The organism is Azospirillum sp. B510 (genome assembly GCF_000010725.1).
Lineage (GTDB): Bacteria > Pseudomonadota > Alphaproteobacteria > Azospirillales > Azospirillaceae > Azospirillum > Azospirillum lipoferum_B.
The window spans coordinates 89,882-115,439 of record NC_013854.1 but is presented as its reverse complement, the minus strand read 5'-3'; the positions used below and the strand labels follow the sequence as shown (position 1 = coordinate 115,439).

General features: G+C 69.4%; 21 protein-coding genes and 1 tRNA gene. 12 read left to right on the top strand and 10 right to left on the bottom strand.

What is annotated here, in order from left to right; translation table 11 throughout:
* Positions 1-57: 57 nt before the first annotated feature.
* Positions 58-144 (bottom strand) — tRNA-Leu (locus AZL_RS00560).
* Positions 145-442: 298 nt separating this feature from the next.
* On the opposite strand from AZL_RS00560, the gene AZL_RS00555 reads away from it, so the two are divergent.
* The gene (locus AZL_RS00555; RefSeq protein ID WP_012972731.1) at positions 443-1,414 is read left to right on the top strand and encodes a complex I NDUFA9 subunit family protein; all 972 of its coding nucleotides are present in this window, start codon (positions 443-445) and stop codon (positions 1,412-1,414) included.
* A gap of 247 nt (positions 1,415-1,661) precedes the next feature.
* Positions 1,662-2,807 (top strand): MFS transporter, encoded by a 1,146-nt coding sequence (locus tag AZL_RS00550; RefSeq protein WP_247894237.1) that lies wholly within the window; start codon positions 1,662-1,664, stop codon positions 2,805-2,807.
* A 5-nt stretch (positions 2,808-2,812) separates the two neighbouring features.
* On the opposite strand, the gene AZL_RS00545 is transcribed toward AZL_RS00550, so the two are convergent.
* A complete protein-coding gene (locus AZL_RS00545) occupies positions 2,813-3,613 on the bottom strand; it encodes an undecaprenyl-diphosphate phosphatase (RefSeq protein ID WP_012972729.1) in 801 nt (266 codons plus the stop codon).
* Positions 3,614-4,000: 387 nt separating this feature from the next.
* Between AZL_RS00545 and AZL_RS00540 the strand changes: the two genes are divergently transcribed.
* Together AZL_RS00540 and gltB are read left to right on the top strand one after the other, a co-directional pair.
* A complete protein-coding gene (locus tag AZL_RS00540) occupies positions 4,001-5,446 on the top strand; it encodes an NAD(P)-dependent oxidoreductase (protein ID WP_012972728.1) in 1,446 nt (481 codons plus the stop codon).
* Positions 5,447-5,691: 245 nt separating this feature from the next.
* Positions 5,692-10,251: a glutamate synthase large subunit gene (gene gltB / locus AZL_RS00535; RefSeq protein ID WP_012972727.1), complete on the top strand. Its 4,560-nt coding sequence runs from the start codon at positions 5,692-5,694 to the stop codon at positions 10,249-10,251.
* Positions 10,252-10,463: 212 nt separating this feature from the next.
* Here the strand turns inward: gltB and AZL_RS00530 are convergent, their stop codons facing one another.
* Together AZL_RS00530 and AZL_RS00525 are read right to left on the bottom strand one after the other, a co-directional pair.
* Positions 10,464-11,102, bottom strand: coding sequence for a glutathione S-transferase family protein (locus tag AZL_RS00530; protein ID WP_012972726.1), 639 nt, complete (start codon positions 11,100-11,102; stop codon positions 10,464-10,466).
* Between the two features lie 85 nt (positions 11,103-11,187).
* Entirely contained in the window at positions 11,188-12,345 is a 1,158-nt protein-coding gene (locus AZL_RS00525) for a GGDEF domain-containing protein (protein ID WP_012972725.1), read from the bottom strand.
* A gap of 418 nt (positions 12,346-12,763) precedes the next feature.
* Here AZL_RS00525 and AZL_RS00520 point away from each other — a divergent pair, with 418 nt between their 5' ends.
* Positions 12,764-14,155, top strand: a complete 1,392-nt coding sequence (locus tag AZL_RS00520; protein WP_012972724.1) for a leucyl aminopeptidase family protein — start codon at positions 12,764-12,766, stop codon at positions 14,153-14,155.
* A gap of 200 nt (positions 14,156-14,355) precedes the next feature.
* On the top strand, positions 14,356-15,378 hold the full coding sequence (fliG, locus tag AZL_RS00515) for a flagellar motor switch protein FliG (protein WP_012972723.1): 1,023 nt from the start codon (positions 14,356-14,358) through the stop codon (positions 15,376-15,378).
* 33 nt (positions 15,379-15,411) lie between these two features.
* Here the strand turns inward: fliG and AZL_RS00510 are convergent, their stop codons facing one another.
* Positions 15,412-16,608, bottom strand: coding sequence for a sensor histidine kinase (locus AZL_RS00510; protein ID WP_042442241.1), 1,197 nt, complete (start codon positions 16,606-16,608; stop codon positions 15,412-15,414).
* 69 nt (positions 16,609-16,677) lie between these two features.
* Complete coding sequence (locus AZL_RS00505) at positions 16,678-17,175, bottom strand: low molecular weight protein-tyrosine-phosphatase (protein WP_012972721.1); 498 nt, start codon at positions 17,173-17,175, stop codon at positions 16,678-16,680.
* Positions 17,176-17,283: 108 nt separating this feature from the next.
* Here AZL_RS00505 and cobB point away from each other — a divergent pair, with 108 nt between their 5' ends.
* Both cobB and AZL_RS00495 read left to right on the top strand, forming a co-directional pair.
* Complete coding sequence (gene cobB / locus AZL_RS00500; protein ID WP_012972720.1) at positions 17,284-18,027, top strand: Sir2 family NAD+-dependent deacetylase; 744 nt, start codon at positions 17,284-17,286, stop codon at positions 18,025-18,027.
* Entirely contained in the window at positions 18,017-18,628 is a 612-nt protein-coding gene (locus AZL_RS00495) for a uracil-DNA glycosylase family protein (protein WP_012972719.1), read from the top strand. Before cobB ends, AZL_RS00495 begins: the two co-directional genes overlap by 11 nt.
* A gap of 30 nt (positions 18,629-18,658) precedes the next feature.
* Here the strand turns inward: AZL_RS00495 and AZL_RS00490 are convergent, their stop codons facing one another.
* The gene (locus AZL_RS00490; protein WP_086935320.1) at positions 18,659-19,009 is read right to left on the bottom strand and encodes a metallopeptidase family protein; all 351 of its coding nucleotides are present in this window, start codon (positions 19,007-19,009) and stop codon (positions 18,659-18,661) included.
* A gap of 141 nt (positions 19,010-19,150) precedes the next feature.
* On the opposite strand from AZL_RS00490, the gene AZL_RS00485 reads away from it, so the two are divergent.
* Both AZL_RS00485 and AZL_RS00480 read left to right on the top strand, forming a co-directional pair.
* A complete protein-coding gene (locus AZL_RS00485) occupies positions 19,151-19,453 on the top strand; it encodes a 4a-hydroxytetrahydrobiopterin dehydratase (RefSeq protein WP_012972717.1) in 303 nt (100 codons plus the stop codon).
* A gap of 72 nt (positions 19,454-19,525) precedes the next feature.
* Entirely contained in the window at positions 19,526-19,837 is a 312-nt protein-coding gene (locus AZL_RS00480; RefSeq protein WP_012972716.1) for a polyhydroxyalkanoic acid system family protein, read from the top strand.
* 172 nt (positions 19,838-20,009) lie between these two features.
* Here AZL_RS00480 and AZL_RS00475 read toward each other — a convergent pair whose 3' ends face one another.
* The 3 genes from AZL_RS00475 to AZL_RS36550 are packed head-to-tail and all read right to left on the bottom strand — an operon-like array spanning position 20,010 to position 23,211.
* Positions 20,010-21,077, bottom strand: a complete 1,068-nt coding sequence (locus tag AZL_RS00475; protein ID WP_012972715.1) for a site-specific tyrosine recombinase XerD — start codon at positions 21,075-21,077, stop codon at positions 20,010-20,012.
* Positions 21,078-21,119: 42 nt separating this feature from the next.
* The gene (locus AZL_RS00470; protein WP_247894236.1) at positions 21,120-23,039 is read right to left on the bottom strand and encodes a hypothetical protein; all 1,920 of its coding nucleotides are present in this window, start codon (positions 23,037-23,039) and stop codon (positions 21,120-21,122) included.
* 31 nt (positions 23,040-23,070) lie between these two features.
* Positions 23,071-23,211, bottom strand: a complete 141-nt coding sequence (locus AZL_RS36550; RefSeq protein ID WP_173380463.1) for a hypothetical protein — start codon at positions 23,209-23,211, stop codon at positions 23,071-23,073.
* Positions 23,212-23,646: 435 nt separating this feature from the next.
* Between AZL_RS36550 and AZL_RS00465 the strand changes: the two genes are divergently transcribed.
* Together AZL_RS00465 and aroB are read left to right on the top strand one after the other, a co-directional pair.
* Complete coding sequence (locus AZL_RS00465) at positions 23,647-24,333, top strand: shikimate kinase (protein WP_012972712.1); 687 nt, start codon at positions 23,647-23,649, stop codon at positions 24,331-24,333.
* 64 nt (positions 24,334-24,397) lie between these two features.
* Positions 24,398-25,543, top strand: a complete 1,146-nt coding sequence (aroB, locus tag AZL_RS00460) for a 3-dehydroquinate synthase (protein ID WP_012972711.1) — start codon at positions 24,398-24,400, stop codon at positions 25,541-25,543.
* Positions 25,544-25,558: the final 15 nt, after the last annotated feature.

Below are 25,558 nucleotides of genomic sequence, written 5' to 3'. Positions count from 1 at the left end.
ACATTCTCTCCCTCGATCGAAGGAGCTGTGCATGCGGCGCAGCCGGGTAGAAAGAAATGGTGCCCAGGAGAAGACTCGAACTTCCACGACATTTCTGCCACAGGTACCTGAAACCTGCGCGTCTACCAATTCCGCCACCTGGGCTCGGTGCTCGGTGTGTGGGCGGTTGTTTAATGATCCGGCCGGGGGGCGTCAACAGCTTTTTTCCGGCCCCTTCATTTTTTTGTCGCATCGCGGGTTTTCGTCCCCCCGCCGGCGGGCGCGGCGATGCAGTCCCTAGATTGGCGGCGACCCTTTCGCTATAAGCATGCCCGCAGTTCCAGCGATCCTCTATATGGCGACACACAGTCGGACGACGCGCGGGGGGCGCGCGGCGGCGCGCGGAAAAGGCCGCCCGCGCGGAATCCCCGGTTCCGGCGCGCAACGACACGGGAGACGGTCGATGTCCTATCGCACTCAGGTTATCACGGTGTTCGGCGGTTCGGGCTTCATCGGCCGCCATCTGATCCGGCGCCTCGCCAAGTCGGGCGCCGTCATCCGCATCGCCACCCGCAATCCAGGCAAGGCCGCCTTCCTGAAAACGGCCGGCGCCGTCGGCCAGATCGTGCCCTTCGCCACCGACTGCGCCAAGGACGAGTCGGTGGCCCGCGCCCTTCAGGGAGCGGACGTCGCCATCAACCTGCTGGGCGTGCTGTTCGAGCGCGGAAGCCAGAGCTTCCAGGGCGTGCATGTCGATGCCGCCGCCCGCATCGCCCGGCTGGCGGCCTCGGCCGGCGTCGAGCGGCTGGTCCATCTCTCCGCCATCGGCGCCGACGCCTCCTCCGCCTCCGCCTACGCCCGCTCCAAGGCGGCCGGCGAGACGGCGGTGCTGTCGGCCTTCCCGGCGGCGACGATCCTGCGCCCCAGCATCGTCTTCGGGCCGGAGGACAATTTCTTCAACAAATTCGCCGCGATGGCGCAGAAGGCCCCCGCCCTGCCGCTGATCGGCGGCGGCAAGACCCTCTTCCAGCCGGTCTATGTCGGCGATCTGGCCGATGCCGTCGTCGCCGCGCTGGCGACCGACGCCAGCCGCGGCAAGACCTATGAGCTGGGCGGCCCGCGCGTCTACACCTTCCGCGAACTGCTCGACCTGACCCAGAAGGACATCCAGCGCCACCGCCCGCTGGTGACCATCCCCTGGAACGCCGCCGAGTCGCTGGCCGGCTTCCTGGAAAAGGTCCCGGTGCTGGATCCGGTGCTGACCCGCGATCAGGTGGCGTTGCTGAAGCGGGACAACGTCGTTTCCCCGACCGCGCTGGGCTTCAAGGATCTCGGCATCGCCGATCTGGCGACCTGCGAGGTGATTCTGCCGACCTACCTGTCGCGCTTCATCGTCGGCGGCAAGTTCAGCGGCCAGACCGGCACCGCCCACTGACCGCCAACCCGCACCAGGCGCACACAGCTGCCGCCTCCCGAAAGCCCCGGCCCCCGCGCCGGGGCTTTCGCATTGGGGGGGGAAGGGAGGAGCGGGAAGGTTCCCCATGCCGGCGGGCATGGCACGCCTGCCGCGATCGCCGCTTGAAATCCCCACCGTCCGCCGTCATGTGGGCGGTTCAACCGAGGGGAGGCGGGCGCGGGCGATGACTGGGGCAGAGCATATCCGGGACGTTGCGGGACGGGCGATGGAACAGGCGTCCGCCGCGCGCTGGGCCACCGTCGCCGCCTTCTTCCTGAACGGCACCGTCTTCGGCGTGTGGGCGACGCAGATCCCGCTGCTGAAGAACCGGCTCGACCTCAGCCCGGCCGTGCTGGGGGTGGCGCTGCTCTGCCTTGCCGCCGGCGCCCTGACGGCGATGATCGCCAGCGGGCCCCTGCTGGGACGGTTGGGCAGCGCGCCGGTGACGCGGGCGACCGCCCTGCTGTTCGCCGGCCTGCTGCCCTTGCCGGCGCTGGTGCCCGATGTGGTGACGCTGTGCGTCGTGCTGGCCCTGTTCGGCGCCTCGGGCGGCACCATGGACGTCGCGATGAACGCCCAGGGCGCCCTGGTGGAGCGGCGCTTCGGCCGGCCGATCATGTCGTCGCTGCATGGAATGTGGAGCCTGGGCGGACTGGCCGGGGCCGGGCTGGGCGGGCTTCTGCTGCCGCTGATGCCGCCGGCGGCCCAGGCCGCCCTGGTGTCGGCCGGGCTGCTCGCCCTTTTCCTGGCCTTGCAGGGCCGTTTCCTGCCCGACCGCAACGCCGGCGGCGGCGGGCTGGTGCTGCCCGACCGCAAGACCCTGCTGCTCGGCCTGCTGGCCGCCATGGCCTTCATGGGCGAGGGCGCCATCCTGGACTGGAGCGCCATCCATCTGCGCGACGATCTGGGCGCGCCGGCCTCCGTCGCCGGCCTGGGGTTCGGCGTGTTCAGCGCCGCCATGGCGATCGGGCGGTTCAGCGGCGACCGGTTGCGCCACCGCTTCGGCGGGGCGACGCTGATGCGTGCCGGCGGGGTGCTGGCCGCGGCCGGACTGGGGCTGGTGCTGGCCGGCGGCCCCGTCCTGGACGGATTGCCCGTACTGGCGATGATCGGCTTCGGGCTGACCGGGATCGGCCTGTCGAACATCGTGCCGGTGCTGTTCAGCACGGCGGGGGCGGTGGACAGCGGCCATGCCGACCACGCGGTCGCCGCCGTGTCCACCATGGGCTATGCCGGCGTGCTCGCCGGTCCGCCGCTGGTCGGCTTCATCGCCGAGGCCACCAGCCTCGCCAGCGCCTTCGCGATGATCGCGCTGCTGGCGCTGGGAATGGCCGCCGCCGCGGCCCGTGCGGTGCCGCGGCGGACGGGTTGAGAGACTTACAGATAGAGGAAGGCCAGCATGCCGGTGCCGACGGCGATGCGGTACCAGCCGAACGGGGTGAAGCCGTAGCGGCCGACGAAGTCGACCAGGGTCTTCACCACCAGGGCCGCGGCGATGAAGGCGGTGACGAAGCCGACCAGGATCAGCAGGCCGCTGTCGAAGCTCATGCCCGACCAGTTCTTGTAGAGGTCGTAGACGGTGGCGCCGGCCATGGTCGGCACCGCCAGGAAGAAGGAGAATTCGGCCGCCGTCTTGCGGTCGACGCCCATCAGCAGCGCGCCGAGGATGCTGGCGCCCGAGCGCGAGACGCCCGGCACCAGGGCCAGGCACTGGCAGAAGCCGATCTTCAGCGCCAGCGGGGCGGGGAAATTCTCGATCCGGTGATAGCGGGGGACCGGCACCATGCGCTCCACCAGCAGGATGGCGATGCCGCCGACGATCAGCGCGATGCTGACCACGGTGGGGTTGAACAGCACCGCCTTGATGATGCCGTGCAGGCCGGCGCCCAGCACCATCGCCGGCAGGAAGGCGATGACCACCGCCATCACGAAGCGCCGGGCGCCGGGGTCGTCCTTCAGCCCCGTGGCGACATGCCACAGCCGCTGGAAATAGACCACGCAGATCGCCAGGATGGCGCCAAGCTGGATCACCACCTCGAACACCTTGCCGGGTGGCCCCTCGAATCCCAGCAGCTCGTCCAGCATGATCAGGTGGCCGGTGGAGGAGACCGGCAGGAACTCGGTCAGCCCCTCGATCAGCCCCAGCAGGGTGGCGTCCAGATATTGATCGATCATCATCGCGGCGCTCAAGCCTTCGGCACGGTTGGATGTTGCAGCGCTTATAGCAGGCGACGATCACGCTGGCGATGGCGAGGGGTCGGTACTCCGATGCGGGCGATAGTCCTTTTTCGGGACTAATTTTCTGTCGCGTTTTTGTGACGCCCCGCGCACCCCCATGCGCATTACAGCCTTGCGGAAGAAAAGGTCAACAAAGCGGACCTATCGGCTGTTTTGTGCTTTCGCGGGCCGATCGCATGCGTTATATGACGAGCGTCCGCCACTTCGCGGACGTTCGATTTCAACCCAGCCGGTCGGTAGAGGCGAATGCCGCAGCCCCCGGTCAGGCCCAGCAAGGCGATGTCCCCGAGAGAGACGGCGGGGCCGCGAAGCGAAGGAGCAGACGTCATGGCGAACCAGAAAATGTTGGGCTTCGTGCACACCGCGCAGAAGATGCCCGACAAACGGTCTGCCGCCGACCGCCGCCAGGACTTCGCCGAGATCTACGCCCGCTTCAGCGACGAGCGCGCGAACGAGCAGGCCAACCGCTGCTCGCAATGCGGCGTCCCCTTCTGCCAGGTGCACTGCCCGGTCTCCAACAACATCCCCGACTGGCTGAAGCTGACCGCCGAGGGCCGTCTGGAGGAGGCTTACGAGGTCTCCCAGGCCACCAACAATTTCCCGGAAATCTGCGGCCGCATCTGCCCGCAGGACCGGCTGTGCGAGGGCAACTGCGTCATCGAGCAGTCGACCCACGGCGCCGTCACCATCGGCTCGGTCGAGAAATACATCAACGACACCGCCTGGGAGAATGGCTGGGTCAAGCCGCGCAAGCCGGCCCGTGAACTCGGCCTGTCCGCCGGCGTGATCGGCGCCGGCCCGGCCGGGCTGGCCGCCGCCGAGGAGCTGCGCGCCAAGGGCTACGAGGTCCATGTCTATGACCGCTACGACCGCATGGGCGGCCTGCTGGTCTACGGCATCCCCGGCTTCAAGCTGGAGAAGGACGTGGTCGCCCGCCGGGTCCAGCGCCTGGCCGATGCCGGCGTCATCTTCCATTCGAATTTCGAGGTCGGCCGCGACGCCACCCTGGCCGAGCTGCGCGAGCGCCACGTCACCATCCTGATCGCCACCGGCGTCTACAAGGCCCGCGACATCAAGGCCCCCGGCTCGGGGCTGGGGAACATCGTGCCGGCGCTGGATTACCTGACCGCCTCCAACAAGGTCGGGCTGGGCGACACGGTCGGGGCCTATGAGGACGGTTCGCTGAACGCCGCCGGCAAGAAGGTGGTGGTGCTCGGCGGCGGCGACACCGCGATGGACTGCGTGCGCACGGCGATCCGCCAGGGCGCCACCTCGGTCAAGTGCCTGTACCGCCGCGACCGCAAGAACATGCCGGGCTCGCAGCGCGAGGTCGCCCATGCCGAGGAGGAGGGCGTCGAGTTCGTCTGGCAGGCGGCACCCGAGGCCTTCACCGGTGACGACGTGGTGACCGGCGTCCGCGCCGTGCGCATCCATCTCGGCGTCGCCGACGCCACCGGCCGCCAGACCCCGCAGGTGATCGAGGGCTCCGACTTCACCGAGCCGGCCGACCTCGTCATCAAGGCGCTCGGCTTCGAGCCGGAGGATCTGCCGGGCCTGTTCGGCTCGCCCGACCTGACCGTCACCCGCTGGGGCACGCTGCTGGTCGACCATCGCAGCAAGATGACCAGCCTGGACGGCGTCTTCGCCGCCGGCGACATCGTGCGCGGCGCTTCGCTGGTGGTGTGGGCGATCCGCGACGGCCGCGACGCCGCCGAGGCGATGCACGCCTACGCCCAGACCGCCGGCGCCAAGCTGGCGGTCGCGGCGGAGTAAGGCGCTCACGTCACCAAGCCGCTTGCCTCCTCCCCGACCCTCCCCCTCTTCAAGGGAGTGGGTGCCTTATGGGACGGCGGCGGCAGTCCCCTCCCCCGCGATCGGACCGGCCTTCGGCCAGCCGAGAGCGGGGGAGGGTTGGGGAGAGGGCAAGCCGCCCTCTCCACACCAGAACCACCGTCTACCCCAGGGGGCCTTCCCTTCGGTCCCCCAGGTCAACGTCCAGACTGTGAAAGGGTCGTTCCATGACCACCGAGTTGAACCAGGGTGAGCAGTTCGTCGCCGATTTCCGCGCCAACGCCGCGGCGCTGACCACTGCCCACGCCTACAATCCGGCCGACGAGCATGACGCCTGCGGCGTCGGCTTCATCGCCGCGATCGACGGCAAGCCCCGCCGTTCGGTGGTCGAGAAAGGCATCGAGGCCCTGAAGGCGGTCTGGCACCGCGGTGCGGTGGACGCCGACGGCAAGACCGGCGACGGCGCCGGCATCCATGTCCAGGTGCCGCAGAAGTTCTTCAAGGACCACGTCAAGATCATCGGCCATCTGCCGCCGGAGAACAATCTGGCGGTCGGCCAGGTCTTCCTGCCGCGCATCAGCCTGGACGCCCAGGAAGCCTGCCGCTGCATCGTCGAGACCGAGATCCTGGCCTTCGGCTATTACATCTATGGCTGGCGCCAGGTGCCGATCAACGTCGACATCATCGGCGAGAAGGCCAACGCCACCCGGCCCGAGATCGAGCAGATCATCATAGGCAACAGCAAGGGCGTGTCCGACGAGCAGTTCGAGCTCGACCTCTACATCATCCGCCGCCGGATCGAGAAGGCGGTGCATGGCGAGCAGATCAGCGACTTCTACATCTGCTCGCTGTCGGCGCGCTCGATCATCTACAAGGGCATGTTCCTCGCCGAACAGCTGTCCACCTTCTATCCGGACCTGACCGACGACCGTTTCGAGTCGTCCTTCGCCATCTACCACCAGCGCTATTCGACCAACACCTTCCCGACCTGGCCGCTGGCCCAGCCCTTCCGCATGCTCGCCCACAATGGCGAGATCAACACGCTGAAGGGCAACGTCAACTGGATGAAGGCGCATGAGACCCGGATGGAGCATCCGGTGTTCGGCGCCAACATGGGCGACCTGAAGCCGGTGATCGGCGTCGGCCTGTCCGACTCGGGCGCGCTCGACAGCGTGTTCGAGGTGATGGTGCGCGCCGGCCGCACGGCGCCGATGGTCAAGATGATGCTGGTGCCGCAGGCGCTGACCAGCTCGCAGACCACGCCGGACAACCACAAGGCGCTGATCGCCTACTGCAACTCCGTCATGGAGCCGTGGGACGGCCCGGCGGCACTGGCCATGACCGACGGCCGCTGGGTCGTCGGCGGCATGGACCGCAACGGCCTGCGCCCGATGCGCTACACCATCACCACCGACGGCCTGATCATCGGCGGCTCCGAGACCGGCATGGTCAAGATCGAGGAGAACCAGGTGGTCGAGAAGGGCCGCCTCGGCCCGGGCGAGATGATCGCCGTCGATCTCCAGGCCGGCAAGCTGTTCAACGACCGTGAGCTGAAGGACCATCTGGCCGCCCAGAAGCCCTGGGGCCATTGGGTGAAGAACACCACGCATCTGGACGAGCTGGTCAAGACCGCCGCGCTGAAGGGCGAGGCGTCGGAGATGGAGAAGGAGGAGCTGCGCCGCCGGCAGATGGCCTTCGGCCTCGCCATGGAGGACATGGAGCTGATCCTCCACCCGATGGCGGAGGACGGCAAGGAGGCCGTCGGCTCGATGGGCGACGACAGCCCGATCGCCGTGCTGTCGGACAAGTATCGCGGCCTGCACCATTTCTTCCGCCAGAACTTCTCCCAGGTCACCAACCCGCCCATCGACAGCTTGCGCGAGCGCCGGGTGATGAGCCTGAAGACGCGGCTGGGCAACCTCGGCAACATCCTGGACGAGGATGAGAGCCAGACCCGGTTGCTGCAACTCGACAGCCCGGTGCTGACCACCGCCGAATTCCGCGCCATGCGCGCCTATATGGGCGAGACGGCGGCGGAGATCGACGCCACCTTCCCGGTCGATGCCGATGGTGGGGGCGGCCCCGACGCGCTCCGCGACGCGCTCCGCCGCATCCGCCAGGAGGCGGAGGACGCCGTGCGCGGCGGCGCCAACCACGTCATCCTGACCGACGAGGCGATGGGCGCCGACCGCGCCGCCATCCCGGCCATCCTGGCGACGGGCGCGGTCCACACCCACCTGATCCGCTCCAACCTGCGCACCTTCACCTCGCTGAACCTGCGCACGGCGGAATGCCTGGACGTCCATTACTTCGCGGTGCTGATCGGCGTCGGCGCGACCACCGTCAACGCTTATCTGGCCCAGGAGGCGGTGGCCGAGCGCCAGCGCCGCGGCCTGCTCGGCTCGCTGTCGCTGGAGAAGGCGATGACGAACTACAAGAAGGCGATCGACGACGGCCTGCTGAAGATCATGTCCAAGATGGGCATCTCGGTCATCAGCAGCTACCGCGGCGGCGGCAACTTCGAGGCCATCGGCCTCAGCCGCGCCCTGGTCGCCGAGCATTTCCCGGCGATGGTCAGCCGCATCTCCGGCATCGGCCTGAACGGCATCCAGAAGAAGGTGCTGGAGCAGCACGCGCTGGCCTATGCCGGCGAGGCGCTGCCGCTGCCGGTCGGCGGCTTCTACCGCTTCCGCAAGTCGGGCGACCGCCATGGCTGGGAGGGCGGGATCATCCACACCCTGCAACAGGCCGTCACCAACGACAGCTACACCACTTTCAAGAAATATTCCGAGCAGGTGAACAAGCGGCCGCCGATGCAGCTGCGCGACCTCCTGGAGTTCCGCACCATCAAGCCCGCCGTTCCGGTGGACGAGGTGGAGAGCATCACCTCGATCCGCAAGCGCTTCATCACGCCCGGCATGTCGATGGGAGCCTTGTCGCCCGAGGCGCACGGCACGCTGAACGTCGCGATGAACCGCATCGGCGCCAAGTCCGACTCGGGCGAGGGCGGCGAGGATCCGGCGCGTTTCCGCCCGGACAAGAACGGCGACAACTGGAACTCCGCCATCAAGCAGGTGGCGTCGGGCCGCTTCGGCGTCACCGCCGAGTATCTGAACCAGTGCCGCGAGCTGGAGATCAAGGTCGCCCAGGGCGCCAAGCCCGGCGAGGGCGGCCAGCTTCCCGGCTTCAAGGTGACGGAGATGATCGCGCGGCTGCGCCACGCCACGCCGGGCGTGACCCTGATCAGCCCGCCGCCGCACCACGACATCTATTCGATCGAGGATCTGGCCCAGCTCATCTATGACCTGAAGCAGATCAACCCGGACGCCAAGGTCACGGTGAAGCTGGTCAGCCGGTCGGGCATCGGCACCATCGCCGCCGGCGTGGCGAAGGCCAACGCCGACATCATCCTGATCTCCGGCAACTCCGGCGGCACCGGTGCTTCCCCGCAGACCTCGATCAAGTTCGCCGGCCTGCCCTGGGAGATGGGCCTGTCGGAGGTGCATCAGGTCCTGACGCTGAACAAGCTGCGCCACCGCGTGCGGCTGCGCACCGACGGCGGCCTGAAGACCGGCCGCGACATCGTCATCGCCGCCATGTTGGGCGCGGAGGAGTACGGCATCGGCACCGCCAGCCTGATCGCCATGGGCTGCATCATGGTCCGGCAGTGCCATTCCAACACCTGCCCGGTCGGTGTCTGCGTCCAGGACGAGAAGCTGCGCGAGAAGTTCGTCGGCTCGCCGGAGAAGGTGGTCAACCTCTTCACCTTCCTGGCCGAGGAGGTCCGCGAGATCCTGGCCAAGCTCGGCTTCCGCTCGCTGACCGAGGTGATCGGCCGCACCGACCTGCTGCATCAGGTCAGCCGCGGCGGCGCGCATCTCGACGATCTCGACCTCAACCCGCTGCTGGCCCAGGTCGATCCCGGCGAGAACGCGCGCTACTGCACGCTCCAGGGCCGCAACGAGGTGCCGGACACGCTGGACGCCCGCATCGTCGCCGACGCCCGTCCGCTGTTCGAGGAGGGCGAGAAGATGCAGCTCGCCTACAACGCCCGCAACACGCAGCGCGCCATCGGCACGCGGCTGTCCTCGATGGTGACGCGGAAGTTCGGCATGTTCGGGTTGCAGCCCGGCCACATCACCGTGCGTCTGCGCGGCACCGCCGGCCAGTCGCTGGGCGCCTTCGCGGTGCAGGGCATCAAGCTGGAGGTGATGGGCGACGCCAACGACTATGTCGGCAAGGGCCTGTCGGGCGGCACCATCGTCGTCCGTCCCGCCACCAACAGCCCGCTGGAGTCCAACCGGAACACCATCATCGGCAACACGGTGCTGTACGGCGCCACCGCCGGCAAGCTGTTCGCCGCCGGCCAGGCCGGCGAGCGGTTCGCGGTGCGCAACTCCGGCGCCACCGTGGTGGTCGAGGGCTGCGGCTCCAACGGCTGCGAATACATGACCGGCGGCACGGCGGTCATCCTGGGCAGGGTCGGCGACAATTTCGCCGCCGGCATGACCGGGGGCATGGCCTACCTGTATGACCCGGACGACACGCTGCCGCTCTTCATCAACGAGGAGAGCGTCGTCTACCAGCGGATCGAGGTGCCCCATTACGAGGCCCAGCTCCGCGCCCTGATCGAGGAGCATGTCGCCGAGACGCAGAGCCGTTTCGCCGCCGAGATCCTCAACGACTGGCAGCGCGAACTCGGCCATTTCTGGCAGGTGGTGCCGAAGGAGATGCTGCACCGTCTGGCCGTGCCGGTGACCCTGCCGCGCGCCATCCCGGCGGAGTAAGGACTTGCCCTCTCCCGCCCCGCCCTCACCGGCGGGGCGGCGGGTGGATATGGGAACGGCGCGCCATCCGGCAGGACGGCGCGCCGTTCTTCTTTGGGCCGCTGGCTGTCAGGCCACCGGCAACAGCTCCCGTTCCATGACGATGCTGTCGAACTCGCCCCCTGTCGCCAGAACCGCCGACCGGCGGCCGACGGGATGGAAGCCGGCCTCGCTCACGGCGCGAACTCCCACGGTTCGGCCTTCGCCGCCGCGGTCCAGTCGCGCATCGCCGGCAGCGCCAGCACGGCGTCCATATAGGCGCGCGTCTCCGGTCTCACCGCGACGCCGTAGGTCTCCAGCCGGGTCACCACCGGGGCGAACATGGCGTCGGCGATGGTGAAGGCGCCGAACAGGAAGGGGCCGCCGAAGCGGCTGCGGGCATCGGCCCACAGCGCCTCGATGCGGGCGATGTCGGCGGCGGTCGCCTCGGTCATGCCCTCGCCCTTGCGGTCGCGCTTGAGGTCCATCGACATGGTGCCGCGCAACGAGGCGAAACCGGAATGCATTTCCGCCGATACCGAGCGCGCCACCGCCCGCGCCGCCCGGTCCGCCGGCCACAACCCGGCCTCGGGCGCCAGTTCCGCCACATACTCGCAGATCGCCAGCGAATCCCAGACGGCGAGCCCGCCATGGATCAGGCAGGGCACCCGCCCCGACGGCGAATGGGCGGCGATGCGGGCGGCGGTGTCGGGCTGGCGCAGCTGGACCAGGGTCTCGGCGAAGGCCAGCCCGGCCTGCCTCATCGCCAGCCAGGGGCGCAGCGACCAGGACGAATAGGCCTTGTTGCCCACCACCAGGGTCAGGTCGGTCATCGGGGAGCGCCTCTCGCGGGGGGGGAACAGGGGAGCGGGAGAATGCCGGATCGAATGCCGGATCGAATGCCGGCGCCCCCCTATCCTATGCCGACATGCGGTCTTGCGAAACCTGCGAGGCATGCACGACGCGGTTGCGTCCGCCATGCTTCGCCTCATAGAGCGCCATATCGGCCGCATGGACAAGCTCCGGCCATGGCTCTCCCTGCCGCGAGACCTGGGCGACGCCGATGCTGGCCGTCACCCCCAAGGGGATTCCCTGATACTGGAACGGGATCGCCTGGATGGCCTCGCGAATCCGTTCGGCGATCGTCAGAGCTTCGGAGACCCGCAGTTCCGCCAGGAACAGCAGGAACTCCTCCCCTCCCATCCGCGCCAGCACATCCTCGGGACGCTTCAGGTTGCGCAGCGTCGCCGCCACGGCGACCAGCACGGTGTCGCCGGCGGCATGGCCGAACCGGTCGTTGATCCGTTTGAAATGGTCGAGGTCGATATAGAAGATGGTGTCGCCCGGACTGAGATGGCTCGGCGCCATCTTCTCCAGCCAGCGCCGGTTGCCGATGCCGGTCAGGCTGTCCAGTTCCGCCATCAGCGCCAGCTTGCGCTCCGCCCGGTCGGTCGCGATGTTGTAGATCAGGATCGCGATGGCGAAATTGCCCAGGATCTGGACGAAGAACTCCAGAGCCAGCCAGGGCACGAAATCCGCGACGAAGAGGATGACCCCGGCGCCGAACAGGAAAGACAGGCCGCTGAGCGTCAGGACCGTTTCGAGCGGCAGGCAGGACGGCAGCTGTTCGACCCGCCGGAGCCGGTTCATGATCCGGGCCGCCAGCAGCAGGCAGAGCGCGGCGTTCAGATGAAAGATCGAGGCGCGGATGTGATTGTCCAGATGGAAGCCGGTAATCACGGCGGCGATCCAGAACGGAACGGGATAGACCGCCAGCAGATGCCAGGCGCGGGGCAGACGCCCCGACCGCAGGCGCTCCATCCCCAGCACCAGCAGGCCATGCCCGAACAGACCGAGCGTGAGGCTGCCCAGCGTCCAGACATGCTTGGGCACCATGGCCTGCTCGCCGAACCCGGCCAGGACACCCCCGACTCCCACCAGGGAAAAGGCCGCCGCCAGGGTGCCAAACCCCGAGGACGCCGCCCGCCGCCGCCGCGCGAGCAGGAACACCGCCGCGCCGACCAGAAGCGACGACTGGTACAGAAACAGCACGGTGGTGATGTCGAGCGTGATCATGGACGGCAACGGCGGTTGGTCGGATCAACCTTTATAGCTTGACGATCCTCTCTGGTGAACAAATTGATAAGGCATTGCTGATCAGTTCAAAACAGCCGATGGATTATTTCTTTTATATGAACAGATATCGGAGGCGATATTTTTGCCATGCCGCTCTTGGGTAGCACACTCATTTAGAGTAATTTTAATTTTCAATATGCCGTTATTCACTTTATTTTGGAACCGCAACTTGATAGTCAGACAACGAAATTCTGTTGATGGTTAAATTTTCCCTACCGCCATGGATGGAAAACACCGGGCCGGAAAGCGTTTCATCCTGTTCCACACCCCCTTTCCAGCGGGCGCTTCACGCGCCATCCTTGGGGATGGGCATCCGCATCGGATGCGTGAAGTGATTTCGTAGGAAGGATTCCCCGTCTTGCTCGCCACCCTGCTAGCCGTCGACGGCCCGGACACCGTCGCCCTCACCCCCGTGACCAAGGCCGGACTGGCCGACTGGCTGGCGGCGCAGTCGCCGGCCACCGCCTCCTGGGTCAAGGCGCTGGGCTTCACCGGCGAGGCCGGATCGACCGTCTTCCTGCCGGGACCGGACGGCGCCATCGCGCGGGTTCTGGTCGGCGTGTCGGCGATCGACGACCTGTGGGCCTTCGCCGGCCTGCCCGCTTCGCTGCCGGCCGGCTCCTACCGGATCGACAGCGAGATCGAGGGGGCGCTGGACGCGCGGGCGGCGACGCGGGCGGCGCTGGGCTGGGCGCTCGGCAGCTATCGCTTCGGCCGCTACAGGAAGCCGCCCGAGAAGGGCTTCGCCAGCCTGGTCTGGCCGGAGGGAGCCGATCACGGCGAGGTGGAGCGGGCGGCGACCGCGACCTATCTCGTGCGCGATCTGGTGAACACCCCGGCCTGTGACATGGGCCCGGCCGAGCTGGCCCAGGCGGCGCAGGATCTGGCGACCGAGTTCGACGCCGCGGTCGAGGTGATCGTCGGCCAGGATCTGCTCGACCGCGACTATCCCGCGATCCATGCCGTCGGCCGCGCCAGCCCGCGCGCGCCACGGCTGATCGACCTGCGCTGGGGCAACCCGGACCACCCGAAGGTGACCATCGTCGGCAAGGGCGTCTGCTTCGACACCGGCGGGCTGGACCTGAAGCCGTCGTCGGCCATGCTGATCATGAAAAAGGACATGGGCGGGGCGGCGCATGCGCTGGCGCTCGGCCGGATGATCATGATGGCCGGGCTGCCGGTGCGGCTGCGCGTGCTGGCTCCGGCGGTGGAGAATGTCGTCTCCGGCGACAGCTTCAAGCCGCAGGACGTGCTGAAGACCCGCAAGGGGCTGACGGTCGAGGTCGGCAACACCGACGCCGAAGGCCGCCTGGTCCTGTGCGACGCGCTGGCCGAGGCGGATTCGGAGAAGCCGGCGCTGCTGATCGATTTCGCCACCCTGACCGGCGCCGCCCGCGTGGCGCTCGGCCCCGAGCTGCCGGCGCTGATGTCCAACGACGACGCGCTGGCCAACGACCTGACCGAGGCGGGAACGGCGGTGGACGACCCGATGTGGCGGCTGCCGCTGTGGGCGCCCTACCGCAAGGGGCTGGACAGCAAGGTGGCCGACATCAACAACGTCACCACCCACGGCTTCGCCGGCGCCATCACCGCCGGGCTGTTCCTCCAGGAATTCGTCTCCAAGGGCACGCCCTGGGCCCATCTCGACACCTATGCCTGGAACGGCGGCAATCGCCCCGGCCGTCCGGAGGGTGGCGAGGCGCTGGGGCTGCGCGCCGCCTATGCGGTGATCGCCAAGCGTTTCGGCTGAGGCCACAGCCACCGGCCGTGAAAGGCGGGAGGACGGGGCGGGGACAGGCGAAATTTGTCCCCGCCCCGCCCTTCCACGGGGATGGAACGGCTCAAGGGATCGTATTACAAGAGAACAATCGAAAACCGGACGTGCAAGAATGAACCGCCAGCCGGCCCGGCCCTGAGGGCGGCGGGCGGCGGCGTTGTGGAGGCGGACAGATGGCGTTGAAGGTTCGTGAGGATTACCGGACCCTCACCGGCCCGGAAAAGGCCGCCATCATGATGCTTGCGCTCGGCGAGGAGCATTCGTCCAAGCTGTTCTCGCTGATGGACGACGAGGAGATCAAGGAACTGTCCCAGGTGATGGCCAACCTGGGCACCGTGTCGGCCAACCTGATCGAGCGGCTGTTCGTCGAGTTCGCCGAACAGATGTCGGCGACCGGTTCGCTCGTCGGCTCCTTCGATTCGACCGAACGCCTGCTGCTGAAGACCCTGCCCAAGGACAAGGTCGACCAGATCATGGAGGAAATCCGTGGTCCCGCCGGCCGCACCATGTGGGACAAGCTGGCGAATGTCAGCGAGTCGGTGCTGTCCAACTATCTGAAGAACGAATATCCGCAGACCGTCGCCGTCGTCCTCTCCAAGATCCGTCCCGAACATGCCGGCCGCGTGCTGACCCAGCTGCCGGAGAGCTTCGCGATGGAGGTCATCATGCGCATGCTGCGCATGGAGGCGGTGCAGAAGGAGGTTCTGGACGACGTCGAGCGCACGCTGCGCACCGAGTTCATGACCAACCTCGCCCGCACCAGCCGGCGCGACAGCCACGAGATGCTGGCGGAGATCTTCAACGGCCTGGACCGCACCACCGAGCACCGCTTCATGGCGGCGCTGGAGGAACGCAACCGCGACAGCGCCGAGCGCATCAAGTCGCTGATGTTCACCTTCGAGGACCTGTCGAAGCTCGATCCCAGCGGCGTCCAGACCATGCTGCGCACGGTGGACAAGCAGAAGCTGGGCACCGCGCTGAAGGGGGCGTCGGAGTCGCTGAAGGACCTGTTCTTCTCCAACATGTCGGAACGCGCCGCCAAGATCCTGCGCGAGGACATGGCCGCCATGGGTCCGGTCCGCGTCCGCGACGTCGACGAGGCGCAGATGTACATGGTGCAGCTGGCCAAGGATCTGGCCGCCCGCGGCGAGTTGGTCCTGGCCGAGGGCAGCGGCGAGAACGAACTGATCTACTGACCCGGACGCCCTACGGACCGGGAGCCGGGGCGCTCACAACTCCTGCGGGAGGATGACCGTCACCGTCGTGCCGTCACCGGGCCTGCTGTCGATGGCGAAACGGCCGGCGAGCGGACCGGTCACCGTGTTGAAAACCACGGCCAGCCCCAGCCCCTTGTGGCCCCGTCCGCGGGCGGTGGTGAAGAAGGCGTCGGTCAGGGTGGGCAGATGAATCGCCGGGATGCCGGCGCCACGGTCGCGGACGGTCAGGCGCCAAGCCGGAATCGCGTCCAGCGTCGCCGCCTCCACCTCGACCTCCGCCACGCCGGGGCCGCCGCCATAGCCGTGGGCGGCGGCGTTGGCGAACAGCTGTTGCAGCACCCGCCCCAGATGCTGGGCATAGCCGAGCCAGGGACAGGCGGGGCCGGTCGCGACCCGGATGGTCAGCGGCAGGTCCGGATGCTGGACGGCGAACAGGGCCGCCATCTCCTCCGCCATGCGGCGCAGGTCGAGCGCCTCCAGCGGTTCGGCGGTCTGGCAGGCGGCGATGGCGGAAAAGGTCTCCACCAGCTCCACCGCGCGGCCGAGATTGGCGCCGAGCAGGGCGGCGGGCTCGCGCAGCTCCTCGCTGGACAGCGGACCGCCACCGCAAGCCGCCAGATCCTGCAAGTGGCTGGCCGCGGTGACGCAGACGCCGAGCGGCGTGTTCAGCTCATGCGCCAGCCCGGTCACCGCCTGGGTGATGGCGCGCTGGCGGGCCAGCGCCGATTCGGCGATGCGGGTGCGGCGTTCCAGATCCTCGCGCACCACCCGCTCCGACACGTCGCGGATCATGCGGCTGAGTTCGCGCAGCAGCTTCGCCAGCAGGGCGGGCGACGGGGAGATCAGCGCCAGGAACAGATCGCGCTCCAGCTCGAACACCCGCACCGGGGCGGCGGCGATCACCGAGGCCGACCGGGAGCCGCCGTCGATCAGCGCCATTTCGCCGAAACAGTCGCCGGCGCGGCGGAAGCCGACCTCGACCTGACCGCCGAAGGGGTCGCTGCGCACCACCCGCACCGTGCCGTCGAGCAGCACGTAGAGCGAGCTGGCGCTGTCGCCCTCGCGCATCAGCATCGTGCCGGCCGGCGCGTCGAACACCCGCCCGCGGGCGGCCACCGCCGCGCGCTCCTCCGGCGTGAAGGCCTCGAACAGCACGATGCCGTCGAGGATCCCGCCGGGCGTCATGGTGCCGGTGGCTGCGCTGGTCATGGTTTTGGGATGCTCCGGATAGGCCCTATCCCGACAGCATAGACCAAGCGGCCGGGGCACCGCGACAGGTTACCCGATGCGGTCGCGAATCGGAAAGCCGCATTCGCGCGACAGGCGCGCCAGCAGGCCGCGCGATCCGGCCTCGCACAAATCCAGCACCTGTTCGAAGCCGTCGGGACCGCCGTAATAGGGGTCGGGCACCTCCCTCCCCTCCAGCCCGGCCGCGTCGTCCAGGAACAGGCGCGGCACCGCGCCGGCGCCCGGCGGGGCGATGCGCCGCAGCTCGTCCAGATGACCCTTGTCCATCGCCAGGATATGATCGAAGCGGGTGAAGTCGGCCGGCGTCACCTTGCGGGCGCGCAAGGCGGACAGATCGACGCCGCGGGCCAGCGCCGCCCGCCGGCTGCGCGGGTCGGGCGGCTCGCCGACGTGATAGCCATGGGTGCCGGCGGACCCGGCGGCGACGACGGCGCCCAGACCGGCTTGCCCGGCCAGATGGCGGAACACCCCCTCGGCGGTGGGCGAGCGGCAGATGTTGCCCGTGCAGACGAACAGGACCTTGACCACCCCTGACATGCCTCTTCCTTGTTTTGCGCGGCTTTACTTCCGGACGCGACGGGCGTACGCCGCAGCAGTCTTCCACATGACCGGTTTCCGAACCGCTAAGGGGATGCCATGCCCTCACCCGCGCTGACCAACCGCCTGCGCCCGACGGATTCCATCGTCATCCTGACCGGCGCCGGGATCTCCAAGGAATCGGGGCTGGACACCTTCCGCTGCGCCGACGGCATCTGGAGCCAGGTCGATCTGGAGGATGTGGCGACGCCGGAGGGATTCGCCCGCGATCCCGATCTGGTCCACCGCTTCTACAACGACCGCCGCCGCGGCCTCGCCGACCCGGCGGTGCAGCCCAACGCCGCGCACAAGGCGCTGGCCGAGCTGGAGCGGCGCTGGAAGGGCGGGGTCCTGCTGGTGACGCAGAACATCGACGACCTGCATGAGCGCGGCGGATCGACGGCGCCGCTGCACATGCATGGCGAACTGCTGAAGGCCTTCTGCCTGCATTGCCGCACGGTGGTGGAGGTGCGGGGCGACCTGTCGGTCCATGACCATTGCCTGACCTGTGGGCGCAAGGGCGGCATGCGGCCCGACGTGGTCTGGTTCGGCGAGATGCCCTATCAGATGGAGCGCATCCAGCGGGCGCTGGAGGAATGCGACCTGTTCGTCTCGATCGGCACCTCCGGCCATGTCTATCCCGCCGCGGGATTCGTGGCGGAGGCGCGGGCGTCCGGCGCCTATACGGTCGAGCTGAACCTGGAACCGTCGGAGGGCGCCTCCCATTTCCACAGCTCCATCCACGGCTTGGCGACCCAGGTGGTGCCGGCCTTCGTCCAGGATCTGTTGACGCTTGTCCGATGAGACCCGTCAGGGCGGCCCAGCCCTCGACCGCCTGTTCGCGCAGGCGCGCGCCTGCACGCTGTGCGAAGCCGCGCTGCCCCATGGCTGCCGCCCGGTCCTGCGCGGCGGCGCCACCGCAAGGCTGCTGATCGTCGGGCAGGCGCCCGGCGCGCGGGTGCATGCCAGCGGCATCCCGTGGGACGATGCATCGGGTGACCGGCTGCGCAAGTGGCTGGCGATGGACAGCACCACCTTCTACGACGAATCCCGCATCGCCGTGGTGCCGATGGGGCTGTGCTATCCCGGCACCATGCCGAAGGGCGGCGATTACCCACCGCGGCCGGAATGCGCCCCGCTGTGGCATCCGCCGCTGCTGGAGGCGCTGTCGGGCATCCGGCTGACTCTGCTGATCGGGCAATACGCCCAGGCGCGCTATCTGGGCGGGCGGCGCAAGGCGACGATGACGGAGACGGTGGCGAGCTGGCGGGAGTATGGACCGGCCTTCATCCCGCTGCCGCATCCGAGCTGGCGCAACACCGCCTGGCTGAACCGGAACCCCTGGTTCGACGAGGAGCTGGCGCCCGCCCTGCGCCGCCGGGTGGCCGAAGCGCTTGAGGGTTGAGCGGCCCCCGCCTGCTCGCCCCTGTTCCGCCTACTCCCTCGCCTCGATCCGCTCCATGTCGTCGTCGGAGAAGCCGAAATGATGGCCGATCTCGTGGATGAGGACATGGCGGACGATGGCCGGCAGTTCCTCCCCCGTCTCGCACCAGTAATCGAGGATCGGGCGGCGGTAGAGGAAGATCATGTCCGGCCCGCCGCGCAGGTCGGCGACGCTTTGCCGCGTCAGATCCACCCCCCGATACAGCCCCAGCAGGTCGAAGGGGCTTTCCAGCTCCATCTCCCGCTCGGTATCCTCATCGGGAAAATCCTCGACATGGATGACGAGGTTCCCGACCGGGGCGAGCAGCTCCGCCGGGATGGTGTCGAGCGCCTCTTCGGCCATGCGCTCCAGGTCTTCGACCGTGGGCGGAACCGTATGGGGACCTGAAGGTTTCCGTATCATGCCGCAGAAGGTAGCGAACCGCCGCCCGTTCGCCAAGACGGCGGGGGCGGCAAAAATGCGATGAAGGAAAGGGAGGTCATCATGTCCGATCGTCTTGTCGGCGCGCAGCGTCAGACGGCGCTGAAGGAACTGCACGGCTGGGCGGAGGTGCTGGAGCGCGACGCCATCCGCAAGACCTACCATTTCGCCGATTTCACCGCCGCCTGGGGCTTCATGAGCCAGGTCGCCCTGCTGGCCGAGCGGACCGGCCATCATCCCGAATGGTTCAACGATCTCGGCCGGGTCGAGGTCATCCTCTACACCCGCAGCGCCGACGCCGTGACCCCGGCCGACATCGAGTTCGCCCACCGGCTGGACCAGATGGCGCCCCTGCATGACCGTTGAGGCCGGCCGGCATGGGAGCAAACGCCCGTCCCCGGCGTTACCCCTGACCCGTTCAGCGCGGAGCCGCCGACCATGCCGAAGCCCCTGACCCTGTCCATTCCCCATTCGCTCGGCCGGGCGGAGGCCAGGCGCCGGCTGGTCGACGGCATGGGCGAGGCGCGGGCGCGCCTGAGCGCCCTGTCCGCCAGCGTCGAGGAGAGCTGGACCGGCGACCGCCTGGAGTTCCGCGTCGTGGCGCTGGCCCAGACCATCGCCGGCCATATCGACGTGCTGGACGACAGCGTCGAGATGGAGGTGCGGCTGCCCTGGGCGCTCGCCCTGCTGGCCGACCGGATCAGAAGCAAGGTCACGCGCCAAGGCACGCTGATGCTGGAGAAGAAGTAAGGATGATGGGAAATCATCGGCTGCCGATGCCCCCACCCCGCCCCTCCCCCGCTGGGTGAGGGAGGGAGTAAGAACTTGATTTAAAATACACTTATAGTCTCTCCCCTGCGAAGCGGGGGAGGTTGGGAGGGGGCATCGGCAGCCGACACCTCCCCACCCATCCTTACCTCCCCTACTCCTCCGACGCCTCTACCACCCGGCGGCGCGCCAGCGGATGGTGATCGTGCATGACCTTCCTCAGACGCTCCGTCACCACATGGGTGTAGATCTGCGTCGTCGCGATGTCGGCATGGCCCAGCATCTTCTGGACCGAGCGCAGGTCGGCGCCATGGTCGAGCAGATGGGTGGCGAAGGCATGGCGCAGGACGTGGGGGCTGACCTTTTCCGGGTCGATGCCGGCGTCGATGGCCAATTGCTTCAGCAGTTGGGCGAAGCGCTGGCGCGTCAGGTATCCTTCGGCGGAGATGCGTGACGGGAACAGGAAGGGGCTGTGCCCGCCCTCTCCCCCTGCCCCGCCCCCTCCCGCCCCGGTGCCCGGCGGAATGAAATGGGCGCGGACGGGAATGTAGGCGGCCAGCGCCGCCAGAGCCGGATCGGACAGCGGCACCATCCGTTCCTTGCCGCCCTTGCCGCGCACCAGCAGGCCGCGGCCGTCGCGCATGATCGCGGTCATCGGCAGGCCGACCAGCTCCGACACGCGCAGGCCGGTGGCGTAGAGCACCTCCAGCAAGGCCACCAGCCGCAAGCCCTCCGGCCCGCCGCGCGCCTCGGCGGTGGACAGCATGGCGCCGACCTCCGCCTCGCTCAGGATCTTGGGCAGCGGGCGGCCCTGCTTGGGGCTGTCGAGCGGCGAGGCCGGATCGTCGGAGCGGCGCCCCTCGGACAGCAGGAAACGGTAGAACTGCCGCATCGCCGACAACCGCCGCGCCACGGTGCGCGGGGCGCCATCCTTGCCTTGCACCGCCAGATAGGCCCGCAGATCCTCGGTCCCCGCCCCTTCCAGCGCGACGCCGCGCTGGGCCAGCCAGCGGCCGAGGTCTGCAAGGTCGCGCTCATAGGCCAGCCGCGTGTTCACCGCCGCCCCGCGCTCCGCCGTCAGCATGTCGAGGAAGGCATCCAGATGGGGAGAGGCGGCGAGCGGACGCGGCTTGCAGGGCCGGCCGCGCCGCTTGGCGCCCGCCCCGCCGGCGGTGGTCTTGCCGCCGGTGATCTTGCTGCCGGTGGTCTTGCTGCCGGTCATGGTATCGGCGTCATGGTGGTGGCGGGCTCCCCGGACATGCGGTCATTCGGCGGTCGAGAGCGGGGCGGTGGGGTCGACGATGGCGGCCATCGCCTCGCGGACCAGCGCGCGGGCGTCCGGCTCCAGCCCGACCGCCGTCAGGTTGGCCGCCACGCGGGCGGTGACGACGGGCGGCAGCCCGACCGGTCCGGTCTCTCCCAGCAGCAGCAGGGCGATGGTCACCGTCTCGCCGATCCGTCCGCCGGCCGCGGCCTCGCCAAGCCGCTGCCACAAGGCGGGATCGACACCGGCATCGCTGCCGCTCGGCGGCCCGGCGCCATCGGTGGCGGCCATCCACGCCTCGTCGGGAATCGCGACGCCGGTCGCCTGGAGAAGCGCCAACTGGCCGGCGACGCGGCTGCGGGCGACGCCGTCGGCGCCGCGCAGCACCTCGTCCAGCCAGGCGGTCAGCGCGCGCGGATCCCCGGCGCCCTGCCCTGTCGCCACAACCGCCAGCGGCCACAGCCAGGCGGTGTCGGCGCTCCGCCCGCTGCGCAGGGCCAGATCCTGCCAGCGCAGGGCCTGATCGAAACGCCCTTGCGCGTAATAGAGCCGTGCCGCCGCCGGGGCCAGCGTGGCGGCGTCCGCCGCCGGCGACACGCTGTCGAGCAGGCAGGCGGCGGCGGCGCCGACCGGCCCGGCGCGCAGGCGCGGATCGACCAGTTCCACCGCCAGGGTCGCGAGCGCCACCCGCCGCCGCCCCTCCATCGCCGCCGCCATCGCCTGATGGACCAGGGCGCGGGTGCGGGCGCCGCGATCACGCTGGGCGATGTCGCGCACCCGCAACAGCTCGTCGCCCACCGCCGGCACCTGGGCGTAGATGTCCAACAGTTGGCGGGCGTCGAGGAACAGGGAGGCGGCCGCCCGCTCGCCGGCGGCGGCGCGGGTGGCGGGATCGGTCGAGGGGTTGGTGGCGATGGCGGCCAGCGCCGGCGGGTTGTCCAGCGGCAACCGGTCGGGCGGAATGCCGATCCGTGCCGTGCGCATGGCGGCGAGCAGCAGCGCCGGCCCGCTTCCTCCCTCCTGGCCGTCTCCTTGCAGGGACAGCGAACGGACGGGCGGCGGGGCGGCACCGGCCAGCGCCTCGGCGACCAGCAGGAAGGAGTCGGACCGCCGGCCGGCGGCGCGCAGGCGCGCCAGCGCCTCGTCTGTGCCGGCGCGGTCGCCGACGCGGGCATGGCAGAACAGGGCCAGCCTGGTCCAATAGGCGGAGGCGAAGCCCTTGCCCCGCGCCAACGCACGCCCGCAATCGAGGCCGCCGCGCACCAGCTCCGCATCGGTCAGCGCCTTCGCCGCCGCCTCGTCCGCCGCCAGGGCCGTCGGCAGCAGCCCGGCCAGATCGGCCGCCCCGGCGGGATCGCCGAGCCGGGCCAATTTCTCGATGCGCAGGGCGCCGAAGCGGCGGGACGGCGGCGGTTCTCCGGTAGAGACGGCGGGAGACCCGGCGCTCAGCAGCAGCCGGCGCTCCAGCGCCTTGACGGTGGGGGACGGGGTATCGACAGGCAAGGCGGCGAGCAGGGGCAGAAGCTCCGCCCGGCCGATGCCGCGCCAGGCATCGCCGCCCAGCCCCTGCACGCCGCCAAGGGGGCCGGCCCCGTCCGGATCGGGCGCGCCCAGCGCTTCGCGCGCCACCGGTCCAGGCCGCGCCACCACCGGGGAGACGGCGGGGGGTTGGGCGACCGCGGGCGGATAGGGCGGCACGGTGACCCGGGTTGGGGTTGGGGTTGGGGTTGAGGCCGGAGGAGGAGGCGTGGACGGGGCGGGATTCCGGGCCGGGCCCTGCGCGGCGGCGTCAGGCGTCAGCCGGACCGGCGGACCGGCCAGCTGCGCCGCGGCGGCGACGGCCCAGCCGACCGTCAGCACCCCGGCCAGAAAGCCGGGCAGGACTCCGGCCGGAAAACAGGCGGGCGGCGGAACGGCCATCCGCCGGCCAACCCCGGCGGAGGGGCGGGATTCAGCGCGGGAAGCGCTCATCCGGCAGGACTTTCTCCACCGTTTTCGACGGAGCCGGCAGGTCCCACGAGGCGAGGAACACCGTGCCGCCGACGACCACCAGCAACAGCAGGACGAAGAGGATCGAGAGAAACCGGCTCATGGCACCAGGAACATGTTGTGTCGGGAAACGGAGGATCGAAGCGGAGGATCGAAGCGGATCCGCCACGCCCTGCGCCCGCAGGGCTTGGGACAAGCAATGGCTTTTCTGCTAAAGCATCCGCACCCCCGGCCAGGGCGCTGGCCGGCGACCGGGGGGCCGCTGCCGGGGCTCCCGCCATCGGGAGACCTGTCGGACGGCGGCGCAGTGTAGCCACAGGTCGGAGCGCCGCGCAACCCGTCCACCGGAACCTGGCCGGGACTTGTCCCGCGACAGGCCCACCGGACCGGGGCGCTTGTGCCGGCGAGCGTTCGGCGGGTATGAGTGTTGTCTGTTGCAGCGGTATGACGGCGGGCGGGGACGCCGGCATGCCGGCGCCGGAGAGTGCGGGTGGCGGATCGGGCGGATCGGAAGGATGTTATGGGATTGCGCAAGGCGATGACGGCCCAGGGTCCGGGCATGGGGGCGGCGGAGGATGCGAAGCCGTTGCTGCCGCGCACCGTGGTGCTGGTCGGGTTGATGGGAGCCGGCAAGAGCGCCATCGGGCGCCGGCTGGCGACGCGCCTGCATATGCCCTTCCGCGATGCCGACGCCGAGATCGAGGCCGCGGCCGGTTGCAGCATCGCCGAGATCTTCGCCCGCGACGGCGAACCGGTCTTCCGCTCCGTCGAACGCCGCATGATCACCCGCCTGCTGAAGGACGAGCCGGTGCATATCCTGGCAACCGGCGGCGGCGCCTTCATGGACCCGGAGACCCGGGCGGCCATCCGCCAGCATGGCGTTTCGGTCTGGCTGCATGCCGAACTGGACGTGCTGGTTTCCCGCACCGCCCGGCGTACCCACCGCCCCATCCTGAACCAGGGCGACCCGCGCGCCATCCTGGAGCGGCTGATGGAGCAGCGCTATCCCACCTATGCCGAGGCCGACCTGACCGTGGTCAGCGACGAACGCCCGCCCGACGTGACGGTGGAACTGGTGATCGACGCCCTGGAGGCGCGTTTCGGCGTCCAGCTTCCCCGCCGCCATGGGCCAGGGCCTGGGGCTGGGGCTGGACAGGGACAGCAAGGCCAGGACCACGGCCCCACCCAACGCATCGGCCGACCCGGCAAGGCCGATCCCCCCTGATCGACAGCCCCTGACCCGGATCGCCCCCCTCCTTCCCGAACCACCAGCCTCGCGGACCACCCCGATGACCTCCGTCAACGCCTCCATCCCGGCCGAACTCGACACCGTCCGCCTGGAGCTGGGCGCCCGCAGCTACGACATCCTGGTCGGCGACGGCGTGCTGGCCGACGCCGGCGAGCGCATCGCCGCCGTCACCCGCGGCCGGGCGCCCATCGTGGTGACCGACGCCAACGTGGCACCGCTGCATCTGGACACGCTGAACGCCGCGATGCTGGACGCGGGGATCGCGCCGCAGCCGGCCATCATCCTGCCGGCCGGCGAGAAGACCAAGGACTTCGACCATTTCCAGCAGCTGATGGACGACATCCTGGGCCGCGGGATCGAGCGGTCCACCATGCTGCTGGCGCTGGGCGGCGGGGTGATCGGCGACATCACCGGCTTCGCCGCCGCCACGGCCCTGCGCGGCATCGACTTCATCCAGGTGCCGACCACCCTGCTGTCCCAGGTCGACAGCTCGGTCGGCGGCAAGACCGGCATCAACAGCCGCCACGGCAAGAACCTGATCGGCGCCTTCCACCAGCCCCGGCTGGTGATCGCCGACACCGCCACGCTCGACACCCTGCCACGGCGCGAGGTGCTGGCCGGCTATGCCGAGGTGGTGAAATACGGCCTGATCCGCCAGCCCGACTTCTTCGCCTGGCTGGAGGGGAACGGCCGGCGCGTGGTGGACGGCGACAGCGACGCGCGGCGCCATGCGGTGACGGTCAGCTGCCGGGCCAAGGCCGACATCGTCGGGGTGGACGAGCGCGAGAGCGGCGACCGCGCCCTGCTGAATCTCGGCCACACCTTCGGCCATGCGCTGGAGGCGGCGACCGGCTTCGGCCAGACCCTGCTGCATGGCGAGGGGGTGGCGATCGGCATGGTTCTGGCCTTCGACCTGTCGGTCCGGCTCGGGCTGTGCCCGGCCGAGGATGCCCGGCGCGCCCGCGCCCATCTGGCCGATGTCGGGCTGCCGGTCCGCCCGGCCGACATCCCCGGCGTCACCTGGGACGTCGATGGGCTGGTGCGGTCGATGGCCAAGGACAAGAAGGTGCGGGACGGCCGCATCACCTTCATCCTGGCCGACCGCATCGGCAATGCCTTCACCCGCCGCGACGTCGACGCCGACGCCGTCCGCGCCGTGCTGGAGGAGGCGGTGACGCCGGCCTGACGCCCGAGTCGCGGA

Coding starts and splice junctions, on each gene's coding strand:
- AZL_RS00530 (WP_012972726.1), bottom strand. CDS start 11,102: ATGACCGACCTGACCCTGGTGGTGGGCAACAAGGCCTATTCGTCCTGG.
- AZL_RS00480 (WP_012972716.1), top strand. CDS start 19,526: ATGCCGAAGCCCCTGACCCTGTCCATTCCCCATTCGCTCGGCCGGGCG.
- AZL_RS00540 (WP_012972728.1), top strand. CDS start 4,001: ATGGCGAACCAGAAAATGTTGGGCTTCGTGCACACCGCGCAGAAGATG.
- AZL_RS00550 (WP_247894237.1), top strand. CDS start 1,662: ATGGAACAGGCGTCCGCCGCGCGCTGGGCCACCGTCGCCGCCTTCTTC.
- AZL_RS00470 (WP_247894236.1), bottom strand. CDS start 23,039: ATGGCCGTTCCGCCGCCCGCCTGTTTTCCGGCCGGAGTCCTGCCCGGC.
- AZL_RS00525 (WP_012972725.1), bottom strand. CDS start 12,345: ATGATCACGCTCGACATCACCACCGTGCTGTTTCTGTACCAGTCGTCG.
- AZL_RS00545 (WP_012972729.1), bottom strand. CDS start 3,613: ATGATGATCGATCAATATCTGGACGCCACCCTGCTGGGGCTGATCGAG.
- AZL_RS00555 (WP_012972731.1), top strand. CDS start 443: ATGTCCTATCGCACTCAGGTTATCACGGTGTTCGGCGGTTCGGGCTTC.
- AZL_RS36550 (WP_173380463.1), bottom strand. CDS start 23,211: ATGAGCCGGTTTCTCTCGATCCTCTTCGTCCTGCTGTTGCTGGTGGTC.
- AZL_RS00510 (WP_042442241.1), bottom strand. CDS start 16,608: ATGACCAGCGCAGCCACCGGCACCATGACGCCCGGCGGGATCCTCGAC.
- aroB (WP_012972711.1), top strand. CDS start 24,398: ATGACCTCCGTCAACGCCTCCATCCCGGCCGAACTCGACACCGTCCGC.
- cobB (WP_012972720.1), top strand. CDS start 17,284: ATGCCCTCACCCGCGCTGACCAACCGCCTGCGCCCGACGGATTCCATC.
- AZL_RS00465 (WP_012972712.1), top strand. CDS start 23,647: ATGACGGCCCAGGGTCCGGGCATGGGGGCGGCGGAGGATGCGAAGCCG.
- AZL_RS00490 (WP_086935320.1), bottom strand. CDS start 19,009: ATGGCCGAAGAGGCGCTCGACACCATCCCGGCGGAGCTGCTCGCCCCG.
- fliG (WP_012972723.1), top strand. CDS start 14,356: ATGGCGTTGAAGGTTCGTGAGGATTACCGGACCCTCACCGGCCCGGAA.
- gltB (WP_012972727.1), top strand. CDS start 5,692: ATGACCACCGAGTTGAACCAGGGTGAGCAGTTCGTCGCCGATTTCCGC.
- AZL_RS00475 (WP_012972715.1), bottom strand. CDS start 21,077: ATGACCGGCAGCAAGACCACCGGCAGCAAGATCACCGGCGGCAAGACC.
- AZL_RS00485 (WP_012972717.1), top strand. CDS start 19,151: ATGTCCGATCGTCTTGTCGGCGCGCAGCGTCAGACGGCGCTGAAGGAA.